The 16465-nt window shown below is 60.2% G+C and carries 16 protein-coding genes; 2 read left to right on the top strand and 14 right to left on the bottom strand.

Translation table 11 applies throughout. The features are described 5' to 3' along the window. Window positions 1-70: 70 nt before the first annotated feature. The 8 genes from PSPTO_RS26800 to PSPTO_RS26765 all read right to left on the bottom strand — a co-directional run bounded on the left by PSPTO_RS26800 (window position 71) and on the right by PSPTO_RS26765 (window position 9106). Entirely contained in the window at window positions 71-1429 is a 1359-nt protein-coding gene (locus PSPTO_RS26800) for an LLM class flavin-dependent oxidoreductase (protein ID WP_011105352.1), read from the bottom strand. After that, window positions 1429-2634, bottom strand: coding sequence for an SfnB family sulfur acquisition oxidoreductase (locus PSPTO_RS26795; protein ID WP_011105351.1), 1206 nt, complete (start codon window positions 2632-2634; stop codon window positions 1429-1431). Before PSPTO_RS26795 ends, PSPTO_RS26800 begins: the two co-directional genes overlap by 1 nt. A 25-nt stretch (window positions 2635-2659) precedes the next feature. Then, window positions 2660-3829 carry an SfnB family sulfur acquisition oxidoreductase gene (locus PSPTO_RS26790; protein WP_235023104.1) on the bottom strand — a complete coding sequence of 390 codons (1170 nt, stop codon included), beginning with the start codon at window positions 3827-3829 and terminating at the stop codon, window positions 2660-2662. Window positions 3830-4375: 546 nt separating this feature from the next. Continuing rightward, on the bottom strand, window positions 4376-5095 hold the full coding sequence (locus PSPTO_RS26785) for a hypothetical protein (RefSeq protein ID WP_005765571.1): 720 nt from the start codon (window positions 5093-5095) through the stop codon (window positions 4376-4378). 573 nt (window positions 5096-5668) lie between these two features. Then, window positions 5669-6412: an L-cystine ABC transporter ATP-binding protein TcyN gene (gene tcyN, locus PSPTO_RS26780; RefSeq protein WP_007245567.1), complete on the bottom strand. Its 744-nt coding sequence runs from the start codon at window positions 6410-6412 to the stop codon at window positions 5669-5671. A 3-nt stretch (window positions 6413-6415) separates the two neighbouring features. Next, window positions 6416-7084: a cystine ABC transporter permease gene (tcyL, locus tag PSPTO_RS26775; RefSeq protein ID WP_003381368.1), complete on the bottom strand. Its 669-nt coding sequence runs from the start codon at window positions 7082-7084 to the stop codon at window positions 6416-6418. Next, the gene (gene tcyJ / locus PSPTO_RS26770) at window positions 7081-7887 is read right to left on the bottom strand and encodes a cystine ABC transporter substrate-binding protein (protein WP_005765569.1); all 807 of its coding nucleotides are present in this window, start codon (window positions 7885-7887) and stop codon (window positions 7081-7083) included. The genes tcyL and tcyJ overlap by 4 nt, the downstream gene beginning before the upstream one ends. Before the next feature lie 220 nt (window positions 7888-8107). Further along, entirely contained in the window at window positions 8108-9106 is a 999-nt protein-coding gene (locus tag PSPTO_RS26765) for a D-cysteine desulfhydrase (protein WP_005765567.1), read from the bottom strand. 196 nt (window positions 9107-9302) lie between these two features. Between PSPTO_RS26765 and epsC the strand changes: the two genes are divergently transcribed. After that, a complete protein-coding gene (gene epsC, locus PSPTO_RS26760) occupies window positions 9303-10256 on the top strand; it encodes a serine O-acetyltransferase EpsC (RefSeq protein WP_010216200.1) in 954 nt (317 codons plus the stop codon). A 13-nt stretch (window positions 10257-10269) separates the two neighbouring features. Here epsC and PSPTO_RS26755 read toward each other — a convergent pair whose 3' ends face one another. The 6 genes from PSPTO_RS26755 to hutC form a co-directional block, all read right to left on the bottom strand. After that, window positions 10270-10977, bottom strand: a complete 708-nt coding sequence (locus PSPTO_RS26755) for an anti-sigma factor (protein WP_005765563.1) — start codon at window positions 10975-10977, stop codon at window positions 10270-10272. Further along, window positions 10974-11540, bottom strand: a complete 567-nt coding sequence (locus tag PSPTO_RS26750; protein WP_011105349.1) for a sigma-70 family RNA polymerase sigma factor — start codon at window positions 11538-11540, stop codon at window positions 10974-10976. Before PSPTO_RS26750 ends, PSPTO_RS26755 begins: the two co-directional genes overlap by 4 nt. A 105-nt stretch (window positions 11541-11645) precedes the next feature. Then, window positions 11646-12179: a DUF3455 domain-containing protein gene (locus tag PSPTO_RS26745; protein WP_005765561.1), complete on the bottom strand. Its 534-nt coding sequence runs from the start codon at window positions 12177-12179 to the stop codon at window positions 11646-11648. Between the two features lie 104 nt (window positions 12180-12283). Next, window positions 12284-13459, bottom strand: a complete 1176-nt coding sequence (nhaA, locus tag PSPTO_RS26740; protein ID WP_011105348.1) for a Na+/H+ antiporter NhaA — start codon at window positions 13457-13459, stop codon at window positions 12284-12286. A 26-nt stretch (window positions 13460-13485) separates the two neighbouring features. Further along, entirely contained in the window at window positions 13486-14106 is a 621-nt protein-coding gene (locus PSPTO_RS26735) for a HutD/Ves family protein (protein WP_005765559.1), read from the bottom strand. After that, window positions 14103-14813 (bottom strand): histidine utilization repressor, encoded by a 711-nt coding sequence (gene hutC, locus PSPTO_RS26730; protein ID WP_081011124.1) that lies wholly within the window; start codon window positions 14811-14813, stop codon window positions 14103-14105. The genes PSPTO_RS26735 and hutC overlap by 4 nt, the downstream gene beginning before the upstream one ends. A gap of 202 nt (window positions 14814-15015) precedes the next feature. On the opposite strand from hutC, the gene PSPTO_RS26725 reads away from it, so the two are divergent. Then, on the top strand, window positions 15016-16380 hold the full coding sequence (locus PSPTO_RS26725) for a formimidoylglutamate deiminase (protein WP_005765557.1): 1365 nt from the start codon (window positions 15016-15018) through the stop codon (window positions 16378-16380). Window positions 16381-16465 lie beyond the last annotated feature (85 nt).

Raw genomic sequence — 16465 nt, 5'->3', positions numbered from 1 at the left:
GTTGCGCTCATCGGTCCCACAAGACCTGTGTATAACGCTCAGCGCTTCAGCGTGGGAGCGCATGTCGTCATCAAATATGCCGGTGTGCTGCCCCTGCATGCCGTTGCGGTAAACGATCCGTACCTTCTGGAAACAGTTTTTTGCGCAGGCTGCCGTCTTCGTATGCGGTCTTGTATGACCCGCGGCGTTGCAGCTCCGGGATGACCAGGTCGATGAAGTCCTCGTAACTCTCCGGCGTCACGATGCGGGTCAGGTTGAAGCCGTCCAGGCCGGTTTCCTCGATCCACGATTCCAGCTCATCGGCGACCTGCTCAGGCGAGCCGATCAGCGTGATGTAACGGCCGCCCAGCGCGTGCTGATCGAGCAGTTTCTGGCGGGTCCAGTCGTTGTTTTTCAGGTTCCTGGTCGCTGACTGAATGGCATTGCTCTTCACGTACTGAATGGGTTCGTCCAGTTCGTAGTCGGCAAAATCAATACCGGTCGAGGCCGCAAAGTGCGCCACGCCCGCTTCGGCGCTGGCGTGAAGACGGTACTCGGCGTGCTTCTCGCGGGCCTGCGCTTCAGTCGCCGCAACAATCACGTTGAGGCCCATGAACACTTTGACGTCATCCGGTTTACGCCCGGCCTGCACCGCGCTGGCGCGCACCTTGTCCACCTGCTCGCGAGTCGCGGCCTTGTTCTGACCACTGATGAACACGCACTCGGCGTTCTGGCCGGCAAACTGTAAACCACGCTCCGAACTGCCCGCCTGAAACAGCACCGGCGTGCGTTGCGGCGACGGTTCGCAGAGGTGATAGCCTTCGACCTGATAGAACTCGCCCTGGTGCCGAACCTTGTGGACCTTGCCCGGCTGGGCGTAGACGCGCTGATCGCGGTCGTTGATCACCGCATCGTCTTCCCAACTGCCTTCCCAGAGTTTGTAGAGCACCTCCAGGTATTCATCGGCCTGATCGTAGCGGCGGTCGTGTTCGTTCTGCTCGCTCAGGCCCATGGCCCGCGCTGCACTGTCGAGATACCCGGTGACAATGTTCCAGCCCACCCGACCACGGCTCAGGTGATCAAGCGTCGACATGCGCCGGGCGAACAGATAAGGCGCGTCATAGGTCAGGTTGGCAGTCAGTCCGAAACCCAGGTGTTTCGTCACGCCCGCCATCGCCGAGACCAGCAGCAACGGGTCGTTGACCGGTAACTGAATGGCTTCCTTGAGCGTGACGTCTACCGAGTTCTGATAAACGTCATACACCCCGACGATATCGGCGATAAACAGCCCGTCGAACAAGCCACGCTCCAGCAGTTTCGCCAGATCGGTCCAGTATTCCAGGCTGTTGAATTGCGTGGAGGTGTCACGCGGATGCGTCCACAACCCGTGGTTGATGTGGCCAATGCAATTCATGTTGAACGCATTGAGGAGGATCTTCTTGCGCGCCATCAGATCGTCCCCCGCAATGGCGGGTTTGCGTCGTTCAGGTAGTAATTGCCGATGGCGTGAAACTTCCAGCGCACCGGATCGTGCAGCGTGTGCACGCGAGCGTTGCGCCAGTGGCGATCCAGGCCATGTTCGGCCAGGGTCGATTGGCTGCCTGCCAGTTCGAACAGTGTGCTGCCCGCCGCCAGGGAAATCTCCGTGCTGATGGCGCGGGCTTCTGCCACTGCGATCGAGGCAGCGGCGACGTGCTCGGCAGTGCTGTCGGCCTGGGCGATATCAAGAAATTCCCCGGCCCGTTCCAGCAGGGCTTCGGCGGCGTGCAGGCGAATACCGAGCCTGCCGAAGCTGTGCAGCGTCAGCGGGTCATCCACGGCTTTTTCGATACCCGAATCAATCCATGGCCGGGTGCGGGTACGAACGAAGGTCAGCGCGTCCTCGAATGCGGCGCGGGCGATGCCGGTGTCGATGGCTGCATGGAGAATCTGCGCCAGCGGGCCGACCGTGGTTGGCCGCTCGAAGGCGCTCTGGAATGGCACTACCTCAGCTGCGCTGACGTACACGTTGTCGAAGACCACCGAGCCGCTGCCGGTGGTGCGCTGGCCGAAACCGCTCCAGTCATCGATAACCGTCAACCCCTCGCTGTCATGCGGGACGAACACCAGTTGCTGCACGCCGTCGTCGTCAACCACCGACGTGGGAATACGTTGCGCGTACAGCGCGCCGGTCGCGTAAAACTTGCGGCCGTTGATGCGATAACCGTCGCCATCGCGCGTCAGACGCGTGGTGCGGTCGTGTGCGGTTTTGGTCCCCAGCTCAGCCAGCGCGTTGCCGAAGCGCACGCCTGCCAGCGCCTCGGCATACAGCCGCGCCTGTTGCTGGGGGCTGCCGTTCACGCGCAGCACTTCAAGGGCGTAAAAATGGTTCTGCGGAATCTGGCCGAGCGAGCCATCGGCTTCGGAAATCAGCTGGATCACCTTGGCCAGCGTCACGTTTGAAACGCCCGCGCCACCAAAGGCTTTCGGCACGCTGATGCCCCACAAGCCGGACTGGCTGTAGATGTCGAGTTCGGCGTGGGGTAAACGGCGCTCACTGTCGCGTTGGGCGCTGCCGGTCTTGAACTGCGAAGCCAGTTCGCCAGCGACTTGCAGGGCCTGCGCGTCACTGGTAATCAGCGCTGCGTGGTCGCGCGCCTGTGGATTGAAACTCATGAAGGGTGTTCTCCAGTGGTCTGGTTCAGATCCAGGAATGGCGAGCGGGCAGGGTGCCGTTCAAATGCCAGGTGCCGACCGCGTGGTATTTCCAGCGCACCGGGTCGTGCAGGGTGTGAACGCGTGCGTTACGCCAGTGGCGGTCGAGATTGAACTCGGCAAGCGTTGCGCGGCTGCCTGCCAGCTCGAACAGCTTTTCGCTGGCCAGCAAGGAGATTTCGGTGGTCAGCACCTTGGCGCGTGCTACGGCGATGGAAGCGCGTGCCGCCGACTGTTCGTCGATGGGCGCAGCGTTGATCTCATCCAGTTCCTGACCCGCCTTGCGCAACAAGGCCTCAGCCGCATGCAGTTCGAGCTTCAGCTTGCCGATGTCGGCGATCACATACAGGTCGTCGCTGGCGCGCTCGACCTTGGCGTCGATCCACGGGCGGGACTTTTCGCGGACGAAGGCAATCGCATCATCGATAGCACCGCGAGCAATGCCCGCATCGATTGCCGCTTGAATCAGTTGCGAGACCGCGCCCTGAATATTGGGTGTCAGCGCCAGGCGCCAGTTGTCGACGACCTGCTCGGCATCCACTGCCACGTTGTCGAGCAGCACTGTGCCGCTCGCCGTGGTGCGCTGGCCAAAGCCCGACCAGTCATCGACGATGCTCAGGCCCGGCGTGCCGCGTTTGACGAAGGCCATAACTTGCCGGCCTTGATCGTCCAGCGCCTTGACCGCTACCCAGTGGGCAAACAAAGCACCTGTGGAGTAGAACTTCTGACCGGTAATGACCAGCCGTTCGCCGTTGGCGGTAATGCGCGCCTTGAGCTCGAGTGTGTTTTTGCTACCGCGTTCGGGGCCGGCGTTACCGATGCGCCAGCCGTCCAGCACGCTCTGAAACAGGGTTTTTTTCTGTTGTTCGGTGGCACTGCTTTGCAGCAGATTCAGGATGCCGAACTGGTTTTGCGGGATCTGCCCAAGCGCAGGGTCGGCGGTCGAAATGATCCTGAACACCTCCGCCACGGTGGCGAACGAGACTTGCGGACCACCGTAGGCACGGGGAATGGAAATGCTGCCCAGCCCGCTGCGCGTGAAGTGTTCGATTTCAGCCCACGGCAAGGCGCGCTGCTGATCGCGCGTAGCGGCATTGAGCCGTGCAGAAGCGGCCAACCGATGAGCCGCCGCAATGGCCTCAGCGTCGTTTTGCAATACTGTGGCCGGTAGCAGGCGGGGAGCGACGTCTGGCTCTTGTGAAGCCGTGACGTGGTGGGCGGTAACTGTCGCCGGATCAGACTCGCGTCGCTCACTGGCAGTCGGCACAGCCCTGGGTTTATCCACAGGGGTAGTTGTGAAAGGGACCATCGGAACCTCGTAGCAATAGACCGCATCAGGTGCGGCTGGAAAAACATCACGACGTCCGGTGGTCCGGTGTATATACCCTAAGCGCGTATAAAGCTTTTTAAAACGTCCTTTTTGGAATAAGCATAGACAGCAATTGGCAGTCGGCGGTGGCGGTCCTGTACCTCACCTTGCGCGCACAGGGCGACAGGTTGCTGACCGGCAATGAACAACCGACAGAACAGAACGCATAACCGGTTCATGCGCGTCTTTTTACACATAAGTAATATTTAAACTAACGCGTATGGCGTGGCGACCCGTTTTTCTCTGCGTATTGTCAGCGCCGGGCAAGTTGTTTAACGACGTCTCTATCTATCTATGCAGGGTTGGTCTCTGAATTCAAACGGGTCATTCAGTTCACTCGTCGATCGGCAGTGCCTTGATCAGCCGCGGGGGTGCCCAGAGGGAGTTATTGCCGACCCGGTCGATAACGCAGTAAGTCACTTCCAGGCGCTGTTCTTCACCGCCTTCGATGATCAACGCAGGGGGGATGACCAGGTCGATCGGTTCGCCGACGTCCTCGGCGATCAGGGGCGGCAGGTCCATGCGCAGATCGCCCCAGCGCACGGTGATCTCGTCGTGAACGGCCATGTTCAGATAAGGCTCGATGGTCATCGGCAGACCTCCTTCCAGATGCCTGCGCGAGAGTCCGCGACGGATGACCGACGGTGCGACATAGAGCGGTGCCAGGCCCTGGTTTTCTTCAGTGTGGGCACTGATCAGATTGCCGCCGGGGGCGCTCAGCTTGACCCACAGCTTGCGGCACGGCGAGGTCAGGGGTGTTCCGCCTATTTTCATGACCCGGTAGTAGGTCCGTGCCTTGCCGTTCTGAAGAAAGCTTTCGGGTACACGTAGGACAATGGTTTTGTCGATGTCGGAAGCCTTTAGAATTTTTGACGCGACGTAACAGCCGTCCCAGAACAGCTCGATCAGATCGCCCTCGTCCATGTTGGCGTACGGCTCGACATGAACCGTGAGTTGAGAGGCGATCCTCACGCCTATGCCATGACGGCTGGCCTGCGGTATGGAAGGCGTTGGCAGCTCCTGATGGGCTGCTTTGCAAGTGACATGACTCATGTTCGGGTGCTCCTGATAATCAATAATTAAAGTAAAGAATCGTCATAAGTTGTCATGTTTATGTAATAAGAAACGCAGTTCAGACAGCACGATAAGTACCTTAAATATCCAGGCTATGGCAAACATTACAATCGGTAGACTATTAGTGCTTGAAAATTTTGAATCTCGTTAAATGAGCGGTTAGTGTGAGCTAATGGGCTTTGTGATCGCTTGTCAATATGAAGAGAGCGTTTGTCAGGAATTTACTTAAAAAACGGATATGTCCTACACGGTATATTTGGAACTGTTTACCGTCCGGCAAACTACTGTCCTACCACAAAGTATCAACAGCAAAAGCCTGTTACCGATGGGAAAGAAATCAGGAGCGGGGATTGGACCAAGTGCGGTGGTTGCAGGTCAGCCAGGCACGCGGTGGGTGCGATAACCGAGCTCGGCTCGTCTTATTAATTCGATGAATTTTCGGAGATTTACGCAGGAATTAAACAAGGATCTTGAACGATCGAGGCGCTATGAAGTGTAAGAAAAAAGCAGCGCCCGTGGATGGACGCTGCTTTTTTGTGTGTGCGTAAACGATCAGGAGCGTGTGCGTTCCAGAAACTGCCTTGTACGTTCTTCCTGGGGGTTGGCAAAAAGCGCCTTGGCTTCGCCTTGCTCGACGATGACCCCCTTGTCGATGAAAATCACCCGATTGGCGACCTCTCGTGCAAAGCTCATTTCGTGAGTGACGATCACCATCGTACGGTTCTCTTCAGCCAGGGCACGGATCGTTGTCAGCACTTCACCGACCAGTTCCGGGTCCAGTGCCGAGGTTGGCTCGTCAAACAGGATCACTTGCGGCTCCATCGCCAGCGCCCGGGCGATCGCCACACGCTGTTGCTGCCCGCCGGAAAGACGGCGCGGGTACGCGTCTTCCTTGCCGGTCAGGCCAACCTTGGCGAGTAATTGTCGCCCTAGTGCCTCGGCAGCTTCGCGCGCGATCTTCTTGACCACCACAGGACCTTCGATGACATTCTCCAGCGCTGTGCGATGCGGGAACAGGTTGAAGTTCTGAAAGACGAACCCCACCTGCTGGCGCAACTGGCGGATCAGCCCTTGTTGCTGGCCTATGGAGCGGGTGCCATCGATCTCGATGTCGCCGACCTTGATTCTGCCGCTAGTGGGTGTTTCAAGCAGGTTCAGGCAGCGCAACAGGGTGGTCTTGCCCGAGCCGCTCGGGCCGATGATCGCGACGACTTCTCCGGCTTCGATACGCAGATCAATGCCCTTGAGCACTTGATTGCCCTTGAATTCCTTGGTGAGTTTTTCAACGACTATCATGCGTCAGGTCTCCAGATCGTGCCGGTTGACCCTGGCTTCCAGCTTGTTTTGCAGGTGCGAGAGCGCCGTGGCAAGGATCCAGTAGATCAGTGCGGCGGCCAGGTACATGGTGAAAATTTCGAAGGTACGCGCGGTGATCAACTGTGCCTGGCGGAACAGCTCCGGCACCTGAATGGTGGCGGCCAGTGCGGTGTCCTTGACCAGCGAGATGAAACTGTTGCCCAGCGGTGGCAATGCTGTGCGTGCTGCCTGCGGCAGGATTGCACGGCGCATGGTCTGCCAGCGGGTCATGCCGATACTGGCGGCGGCTTCCCACTGCCCACGTTCCACAGAGCCAATGGCTGCGCGCAGAATCTCGCAGGCGTAGGCGGCCATGTTCAGCGAAAAACCGATCAGCGCTGCGCTTAGCGGTTCAAGCTGGATGCCCAGTTCCGGCAGGCCGTAATAAATCACGAACAGCTGAACCAGCAACGGCGTGCCGCGAAAGAACGACACGTAGATGCGTGCTATCCAGTTCACCAGCTTGAAGCGCGACAGGCGCATCAGTGCCAGGCCGAAGCCCAGCAGCAATCCGAAAAACATACCGCCCAGGCTGAGGAAGACCGTGTAGTACGCGCCCTTGAGCAAAAAGGGCGCGGAGTCCAGCGCGAGCTGAAGGCTCTCTTCGATCATTTGGTGACGTCAGCGTTGAAGTACTTTTTCGACAGCTTTTCCAGGGTGCCGTCGGCACGCAATTTGTCGATTGCCTTGTCGATGGCAGCCAGCAGCTCCGGCTCGCCTTTACGCAGGGCAATGCCCGACTCCTGACGAGAGAACGCTGCGCCGGCAGGGGCAAGTTCTCGTTTTGTGTCTTTGGTCTTGGCTGCGATCTCCAGGGCTGCCAGACGATCAACCAGGATTGCATCGATACGGCCTACACTCAGGTCCTGGATCTTGGTGGGGTCATCTTCGTAGGTCTTTATTTCGGCTCCCGGAACGTTTGCTTTCAACCACTGTTCGTAGTTGGTGCCCAGACCTACGCCAACCTTCTTGCCGCTCAGGTCATTGGCAGACTTGATGGTGTCTGCGTTCTTCTTCAGAACCAGCGCCTGGATGCCGGAAATGGTGTAGGGCTCAGAGAAGTCGTACTTTTTCTTGCGCTCGTCGGAGATGGTTACCTGGTTGATCACCACGTCCAGACGTTTGGAGTCCAGAGCGGCCAGAATACCGTCCCATTTCGATGGCTGAATCCTGGCCTTCACGCCCAGCTCCTTGGCCAGCGCTTCGGAAAACTCGACTTCAAAACCGCTCAGTTTGCCGTTTTCATCGACGAAGCTGAACGGCGGGTAGGTGCCTTCAAGGCCCACATTCAGCGTGCCGCTATCCTTGATTTTCTGCAGTTGCTCGCCAGCCATGGCTTGCCCGGCGATACCGGTACCGAGCATCAAGCCCAGTGCCGAGAAAAGAAACGTGCGACGAATAGCGGAAATGTTCATGCGAGCCCCTTGTTGGAATGGAAGTGTCTGGCCATTTTCTGACCCGACTCAAGCAACTTCGTGCTGATTATTCAGCTTTTTTTCAGGCAGTTACGTCGGGTGTAAGGTTAAGCGTTGTGGTCTGCCGGGCGCGACTATATAGCCATCGGCTTATGAGGAAAAATAACAAAAAAAGTCATTTTCCCTCCACAAATGCATAAAGGACCCGTTGGCTAAAACGTCACTGGTCAAACGCATCCGGATAAGCGAACAACGCAGGCGCGCCACCGGTGTGCAGGAATATCAACGGCCCGTCGTTGAAGCGTTGACGGCCGATACCGTCCAGCAGGCCGGACATGGCCTTGCCGGTGTAGACCGGGTCCAGCAACAGGCCTTCCTGGCTGGCCACCAGTTTGATCGCTGCCAGCGTACCGGCGTTTGGCTCGCCGTAGCGCGGGGCGAAATACTCGTCCCACAGTTCGACCTTGAAGTGCTCCGGCAGGGCGATATCGAGCAGTTGCGCGGTGCGCTCGGCGAGGCCTTGCACTTTGGGCAACTGCGCTTCTTCACTGCGCGACACGGTCACGCCGACCACCGGCAACTGCGGCAACTCATGAGCCAGCGCCAACGCCAGGCCGCTGTGCGTACCCGCACTGCCCGATGCCAGCACCACGGCCGCAAAGTCGATACCGGTCTGTTTGATCTGCTCGGCGAGTTCCAGCCCGGCGCGGACATACCCCAGTGCACCAACCGGGCTTGAGCCACCGATAGGCACCAGATACGGCTTCTTGCCGCTGGAGCGCAGGCGCGCAGCCAAGGCATGCAACTGGTCGTCGGCGTTATCGAGGTTTTCGACCAGCTCGACCTTGGCATCGAACAGTTCCAGCAGCAGGCGGTTGCCGTTTTTCAGGTAACTCGGGTCTTCGGTGCCGATGGGGTTTTCCAGCAGGGCCACGCAGCCCAGCCCCAGCCGCGCCGCCAGGGCTGCCGTCTGGCGTACATGGTTGGACTGGATTGCGCCGGCCGTGATCAGTGTGTCGGCACCCTGAGCCAGCGCATCGGCGGCCAGGTATTCAAGCTTGCGCACCTTGTTGCCGCCCAGCGCGAGCGTGGTGGTGTCATCACGCTTGATGTAGATGTCGCGATCTGCCCACAGCGACAGGCGCTCAAGCTTTTCCAGGGCCGTTGGCGCGCTGATCAAGTCCAGACGATTGAAGCGGGCAAGCTGATTTTTGATCATGGTGATAAATGAGCCGTGTAAAGAGTCACCGGACTATAGGCAGACGTTTCCCGCACGGCAACTTATCTGTGCTTACAGACGGCTCGGAATATACCTATGGAAATTGTTGTTTTTTTCGTCTGAATGTTTGCCGTAGAGTGGCATGAACAGCGGCCCGCTCTGTCGGTCGTTACCCTCGCATCAAGGAGAGTCCAGCGTGAGCGATATTCCACAAGCCCCTGCCGATGGTCGCTCCAGCCACTGGCAGTTGCAGCGGATCGTCAGTCAATTGCGCGGCGCGCGTGAAGACTGGCGGGCGCGCAACCGTCGGGTCAGCGGCGAGCACGGCGGGCGCGAACTGCCTTCGCGTGCAGCCATGGGTGAAATTCTCGAAGCGCTGAGCGGGGCGTTGTTCCCGATGCGGCTCGGCCCGGTGGACCTGCGTGAAGAAAGCGAAGACTTCTACGTGGGTCATACGCTGGATGTGGCGCTCAACGCCTTGCTGGCCCAGGCCCGCCTGGAGCTGCGCTATGTGGCCCACCAGCAGGGCGCTGACCTCAAGGGCATCGACGCCCATGCGCTTGAACTGATTCAGGGTTTCGCCACGGCACTGCCGGCCATTCGCCTGTTGCTGGACACCGACGTGCTGGCGGCTTATCACGGCGACCCGGCGGCCCGCAGCGTCGATGAAGTGCTGCTCTGCTACCCCGGCATTCTGGCGGTGATTCATCATCGTCTGGCGCATCATCTGTACCGCGCCGGCTTGCCATTACTGGCGCGCATCAGCTCGGAAATCGCCCACTCGGCGACCGGCATCGACATTCACCCCGGCGCGCAGATCGGGCCGAGCTTCTTTATCGATCACGGGACGGGCGTGGTGATTGGCGAAACCGCAATCATCGGCGAGCGGGTGCGCATTTATCAGGCTGTTACGCTTGGGGCCAAGCGCTTCCCGGCGGACGAGGACGGCCAGTTGCAGAAAGGCCATCCGCGCCATCCTATCGTTGAAAACGATGTGGTGATCTACGCCGGTGCAACCATTCTGGGGCGCATCACCATTGGTCAGGGCTCGACCATCGGCGGTAATGTCTGGCTGACCCGTAGCGTGCCGGCAGGCTGCAACCTGACTCAGGCCAACCTGCTGCAACAGGACGATTGCAGCAAGAAGTGATGTTGGCTCGTTATCAGATGACCTTCACCGCCCGGCCGATGAACTGAATCGGGCCGGTCGGTTTGCCGATTGGCGAGCCGGTGGAGGTCTCCAGGGTCAGCTCGAACAACTGATTGGCTTGCAACGGCGGCAGTTTGTCCAGTGCAATGCTCAGGCTCTGCCCCGGTTTGACCAGCCCGAGGGATACCGGGCCTTGCCAGTCGTCGCCCCTGGTCCAGAACTCCAGCGCCTTGTCGGCCGGGACTTCAACCACACCCAGCGGAATAAGCTGTATCTGCTGTGAGTTGCTGGCTTGCACGACCCAGCCGGGGGCTTTGTCCTGCGGCCCGACGAGCACCACGAGGTAGGACGGCTGCGCCGGTGCGCGGGTCAGCAGGGTCATGCCCAGCACCAGCGATGCGGCCAGCCCCGCGCCGGCCAAACCGCGCCAGACCGACAGGTTGTTCCACCAGCGCACGCGCGGCCTGTGTGCCGGTTTGGCCGGCGCGGTCATGTCCTGCAGGTTGCGTTCGATGCGTTCCCACAGGCCGGGCGATGGCGTGACGGGGTCGGCCAGTTCGGTCAGGGGCAACAGGCGTTGCTCCCAGGCATCGATGGCCGCCTGCAAGTCTGGCTCGCGGGGCAGGCGACGCTGCACGTCGAGCCTTTGCTGCGCTGACAGGGTGCCGAGCACATACTCGCCAGCCAGGTCATGAATGTTGTCGTCTAAAGGCCGGGTCATCCCATGCACTCCCGCAAAGCCGTCAGGCTGCGCTTGATCCAGGCTTTGACCGTACCCAATGGCGCGCCGATCTTCTGCGCGATTTCCTGATGCGAATAGCCGTCTACGTAAGCGTGAAAAATACAGTTTCGGCGTACCGGTTCGAGTTGCTCCATGCATGAAATCATCCGTCCTGGATTGACCCGCCAATCGAAAGCGTCCCCGGTTTCCTGCCAGCCTTCCAGGGTTGCCTGTTCGTGATGGTCGTCGCTGCCATCATCCTCGACACGCACCTCGCGTGCCGTGTTGCGCAGTGTGTTCAGCGCAAGGTGCCGGGTCACGCTGAATATCCAGCCACGTGCCGAACCGCGCGACGCGTCGAAGCTGGCCGCGTGGGTCCAGATTTTCAAGAAGGCGTCATGCACGATGTCTTCGGCCAGTGCGCTGTCACGTACCAGGCGCTGGGCGACGCCGAGCAACCGGGCGCTTTCCTGTAGATAGAGACGCTGCAAGGCCTGTTTCTCACCGCGAGCGCAGGCCTGCAACGTAGCTTCGTAATCAAATAGAGATTCGTGCGAGGACAAGATGATCCGCCATCAATGGAAGACTAACTGCCTCGCGGGTATCACGAGGCTCCCGCGCAGCAGCATAGCTCACCAGATGCGCGGTCACCCGGTTAATAATGGCGATCAGCTGGCGGTCCAGAACAGGTAGTCAGCCTGATACTTGACCACTTCTTTGGCGCCCTTGTTGCTCTCTGCGCAGGCTTTGGCCGGTGCAACGCCACCTTTCAACGCCACGCGCTGAATGTAGGTCACGCCGGTCATTGCGCCTTTGCCTTCAGCCGGGTTGGCCTTGACCAGTTGATACGGCAGGTTGCCAGCGCTCGATGGAGCCACAGCAACCTGAGTACCGGTCACTTTGGAGCCGTCTTTGGCTTCCCAGGTGGCAGGCGGGCCGTAGTAAGTGCCGACCTGTTTGCCGCTTTTGTCATTGAGTACGGCTTTGGGGCCTACGAACGCCCATTCCAGCTCGTTGGGCATGTTGGCTTTGGCGCGGCACTCGTAGGTGATTTCGCCCACCCCGGTGGTCGTCATGCTGACTTTGTTGCCAGCTGGCACGTGGACGCTTTCAGGCAGGTCAGTCTGAGCCAGGGCCACGGACGACAGGCAAGTGAAGGCCAAAGTGCTACCTGCAAGGCAGAGCAAACGTTTTGCGTTCATGCAGAAATCTCCAGATTGTTTAACCGCGCTCAGCAACTCGAAGTGGCTGCTGAATGTACTACCCGCGAGAAACCCATCTGGATGCAGTGATTTGAAAATATTTTTCAGTGCCGGCTGAAACGGCTGCGCAGCAGCACTATGCCGGCAACCGCCGCAAGCCCCGAGCCGATCAGCACACCGACTTTGACTTCGTCGATCAGGTGCTGCGAGCCGGGGAATGCCAGGTTGCCGATGAACAGGCTCATGGTGAAGCCGATGCCACACAGGATCGCCACGCCGTACAGCTGCACCCAGTTGCTGCCCTCCGGCAGCACGGCGAGCCCTGCGCGGATGGCCAGCACTGCGGCGAGAAACACGCCGATCTGCTTGCCCACAAACAGGCCCAATGCAACGCCCAGCGGCACCGGGTCGATCAGGTTTGCCAGGGTAATGCCGGAAAGCGATACGCCGGCATTGGCAAAGCCAAAGATCGGTACCACGGCAAACGCGACCCAGTAATGCATTTTTTCTTCCAGCAACAGCAGCGGCGAGCGTGCTTCTTCCTCGGGCTTGCCCATCGGGATACACAGCGCCAGCGCGACACCGGCCAGCGTCGCGTGCACGCCCGACTGCAGGACGAAGAACCACAGCAGCGCACCGAGCAGCAAATACGGCAGCAGACGACGGATGTTCAGGCGGTTCAGCGCGACCAACACGGCGAGGGTCACGAACGCGGCGGCCAGCATCGGCAGATTAAGCCCGGAGCTGTAGAAAAACGCGATGATGGTCACAGCCCCCAGGTCATCGAGAATCGCCAGCGCGGCGAGGAAGACTTTTAGCGAGGTCGGCACGCGATTGCCCAGCAGCGACAGCACGCCGAGGGCGAAGGCGATGTCGGTGGCCGCCGGGATCGCCCAGCCGCTCAGGGTCTGCGGGTTGCCCCAGTTGATCGCGATGTAGATCAGCGCGGGCACCAGCATGCCGCCAAGGGCTGCAAAGCCGGGCAGGGCGCGTTGCCCCCAGGTTGCCAGGCCACCGGCCAGCACTTCGCGCTTGATCTCCAAACCGACCATCAGAAAGAAGATCGCCATCAGCCCGTCGTTGATCCACAACTCGACCGACAGCCCCAGCCAGACGCTGTGCAGCGTCGAGAAGTAGCCCGCGGACAAGGGCGAGTTGGCGACGATCAGTGCGGCCAGCGCTGCGGCCATCAGCACGATGCCGCCCGCTGATTCGGAGGCGAGAAAACGGGTAAGAATGGCAACGCCACGGGGCGTTTCCCGGTTTGGGACTTGAGTCATGGTCTTCCTTGAAAACACAGCTGTTTTTATTGTGAGGTGCCAGAAAGCGGTGACTGGCCCGTGGCACTGAGCTCGATGAGGCAGCAACGGCTGACGCGTGGTGATTGCAGTTCGATTTCCAGCAAACCGCCGGGATTATCCACCAGCGCGCAGTCGTGTTTGCCGAGAATTTCCCAAGGCTGGCCGTCGACGCTGATCGCCACCTGTTCGGCCATGCTGAACAGGACGAAGGTGCTGGCCGAACTGAACAGACGCTGGGGATGACGAACGTCGATCCAGTGCAGGCGCGCTGTGTAACGGTGTGCAGCATAGATCAGATTGAAGTCGCGAATCGGACCGTCCAGCAGGGTGCAGCTGACTGCGCTGTCACCACTGAAGGCAAACGGATCTGAAGGCAGCAGCGGGCGACTGGCCACGCCGTCCACCTCCAGGGTCATGCCGGCGCCCTGCAATACGGTAATGATGCGTTGATAACCGGCGAATACCGAGAAGCCGCCTGAGGTGTCGATGTCGGCAATCGACAGTCGCCAGCCAAAGCCGTCGAGGTCCTGGCCTGCGTCGCGTGCGATTTCTTCGGTGCTGCCGCCGCCGTTTTTCCATGGCATGCGTGGGTAGTCGGCGGCGCGCAGCAGGCGGGTCTTGGTCATTTGGTAAAGCGTCCTTCCAGGCGATGGCGGGAGCCGGGGTGAATCAGGCGCGCAGCGGTGACGGGCTGGCGACCCGACCAGGTACGGCGGCGAATCAGCAGACAGGGCTCTCCGGCATCGATCTGCAACAGTTTGCACTCATCGGCTTCGGCGAGGATCGCCTCGACCACATGCTCGCCTTCGGTGAGCGGCGCGACCTGGGAGAGATAAGCGTAAGGCGTTTGCAGGGTGAAGTCTTGCTTGAGATAGTCCGGCGCGACCTGAGCGTTCACGAAGCGGTCTTCGATCTGCACCGGGATGTCGTTCTCGAAATGCACGATCAGCGAATGAAAGACCCGCTGGCCTTCGCGCATGTCCAGTGCCAGTGCGCGTTCCGAGCCTGCGGCTTCTTCTTTGAGCACCATCACTTTGCAGGTGTGGCGATGGCCGCGCGCAGCGATCTCGTCGGCAATGTTGTGCACTTCAAACAGCGCCGACTGGCTTTTGGGTTCGGCCACAAAGGTACCGACGCCCTGCATGCGCACCAGCAAACCCTCGACCGTCAGCTCGCGCAGGGCACGGTTGATGGTCATGCGGCTGAAGCCCAACTGCGTCACCAGCTCGCTTTCCGACGGCACGCGATGGTGCGGCGGCCAGGTGCCGTTCTGAATCTGCAAGGCGATCATGTGTTTGACGCGGGCGTACAAGGGTGCGGGACTTTCGCCCATCTGGGCTGCCAGGGAAGAAGCGGCGGGCGGAGTCGGCACGAGTGAGTCCTTGTTTTCAAAATGACGTTTTGACGATGATTCAGACGCCGGAGAGCGCCACGCTAACCATTAACCTGCTGCTCGGCAAGCGTGCCGAAGGTTTACCGGCTCCGTAAACGTCTGTATATGTATATACAAATTACAGTGATGGGGTGTGAAGTCAATGTCAGCCTTCTTTGCCGAGCGTGCGCTACTTCCCGACGGCTGGGCCAGCAATGTGCGTCTGGAGGTCAGCCAGGAAGGTGTATTGACCCGCGTCGAGGCCAATGCGGACCGGCAGGGTGCCGACATTGTCAGCGGGCCTTTGCTGCCTGGCATGCCGAACCTGCATTCCCACGCGTTTCAGCGGGCGATGGCCGGGCTGGCCGAGGTGGCGGGCAACCCCAACGACAGTTTCTGGACGTGGCGCGACCTCATGTACCGGCTGGTCGGGCGCATCAGCCCGCAGCAACTGGGCGTCATTGCCCGACAGCTGTACATCGAGATGCTTAAGGGCGGCTATACCTCGGTCGCCGAATTTCATTACGTGCATCAGGACCTGGACGGCAAACCCTACGCAGATCCTGCCGAACTGGCGGTGCAGATCAGCCAGGCGGCGAGTTCGGTCGGCATCGGCCTGACGTTGCTGCCGGTGCTTTACAGCCATTCGGGGTTTGGCGGGCAGGTGCCGAACGAAGGCCAGCGCCGGTTTATCCACAGTAGCGACAGCTATCTGGACTTACAGGCACGCCTGCGACCGGTGCTGGCGGCTCAGCCAGCGCAGCAGTTGGGGCTGTGCTTCCATTCGCTGCGTGCGGTAACCCCACAGCAGATCAGTGAAGTGCTGGCGGCCAGCGACCCGCAATGCCCGGTGCATATTCATATCGCCGAGCAGCAGAAGGAGGTCGATGACTGCCTGAGCTGGAGCGGGCGACGTCCGCTGCAATGGCTGTATGAAAACACCCCTGTGGATAACCGCTGGTGCCTGGTCCATGCGACCCACGCCGACGCGCATGAAGTGCAACTGATGGCGCAAAGTGGTGCGGTGGCTGGATTGTGTCTGACCACCGAGGCGAACCTTGGCGACGGGATCTTTCCGGCGGTGGACTACGTCGCGCAGGGCGGTCGTTGGGGGATTGGTTCGGACAGTCACGTCTCGCTCAGTGTGGTCGAGGAGCTGCGCTGGCTGGAATACGGCCAGCGTCTACGCGATCAACGCCGTAACCGGCTGTATCGCAGTGACCAGCCGATGGTTGGCCGCACGCTCTACGACGCCGCACTGGCAGGCGGCACGCAGGCGCTGGGTCAGCAGGTTGGTGCACTGCAAGCAGGGCAACGCGCCGACTGGCTGGTGCTGGATGGCAACGACCCATACATCGCCACCGCCTCGGGAGACGCAATTCTCAACCGCTGGTTGTTCGCGGGCAGCGACCGGCAGATTCGCGACGTGGCGGTGAATGGACGCTGGGTGATACGCGAAGGGCGACATGCCGGCGAAGAGCAAAGCAGCCGTGAGTTCGCGCAGGTGTTGAGGGAGTTGCTGGGCTGATGCGAGAGAGGACGCGGAGCGTCCAGAACGGCATGCGACGCAGAGCGTCGCACGATAGTTGAGATTATCGTTGCGCACGCTCCAG

The organism is Pseudomonas syringae pv. tomato str. DC3000 (assembly GCF_000007805.1).
Classification (GTDB): domain Bacteria; phylum Pseudomonadota; class Gammaproteobacteria; order Pseudomonadales; family Pseudomonadaceae; genus Aquipseudomonas; species Aquipseudomonas avellanae.
This window is presented reverse-complemented; position numbering and strand designations above follow the sequence as displayed.

Coding starts and splice junctions, on each gene's coding strand:
- PSPTO_RS26795 (WP_011105351.1), bottom strand. CDS start 2,634: ATGAGTTTCAATCCACAGGCGCGCGACCACGCAGCGCTGATTACCAGT.
- PSPTO_RS26745 (WP_005765561.1), bottom strand. CDS start 12,179: ATGAACGCAAAACGTTTGCTCTGCCTTGCAGGTAGCACTTTGGCCTTC.
- tcyN (WP_007245567.1), bottom strand. CDS start 6,412: ATGATAGTCGTTGAAAAACTCACCAAGGAATTCAAGGGCAATCAAGTG.
- hutC (WP_081011124.1), bottom strand. CDS start 14,813: ATGGGCGAAAGTCCCGCACCCTTGTACGCCCGCGTCAAACACATGATC.
- tcyL (WP_003381368.1), bottom strand. CDS start 7,084: ATGATCGAAGAGAGCCTTCAGCTCGCGCTGGACTCCGCGCCCTTTTTG.
- PSPTO_RS26755 (WP_005765563.1), bottom strand. CDS start 10,977: ATGACCCGGCCTTTAGACGACAACATTCATGACCTGGCTGGCGAGTAT.
- PSPTO_RS26735 (WP_005765559.1), bottom strand. CDS start 14,106: ATGACCAAGACCCGCCTGCTGCGCGCCGCCGACTACCCACGCATGCCA.
- PSPTO_RS26725 (WP_005765557.1), top strand. CDS start 15,016: ATGTCAGCCTTCTTTGCCGAGCGTGCGCTACTTCCCGACGGCTGGGCC.
- PSPTO_RS26785 (WP_005765571.1), bottom strand. CDS start 5,095: ATGAGTCATGTCACTTGCAAAGCAGCCCATCAGGAGCTGCCAACGCCT.
- nhaA (WP_011105348.1), bottom strand. CDS start 13,459: ATGACTCAAGTCCCAAACCGGGAAACGCCCCGTGGCGTTGCCATTCTT.
- PSPTO_RS26765 (WP_005765567.1), bottom strand. CDS start 9,106: ATGATCAAAAATCAGCTTGCCCGCTTCAATCGTCTGGACTTGATCAGC.
- tcyJ (WP_005765569.1), bottom strand. CDS start 7,887: ATGAACATTTCCGCTATTCGTCGCACGTTTCTTTTCTCGGCACTGGGC.
- PSPTO_RS26800 (WP_011105352.1), bottom strand. CDS start 1,429: ATGGCGCGCAAGAAGATCCTCCTCAATGCGTTCAACATGAATTGCATT.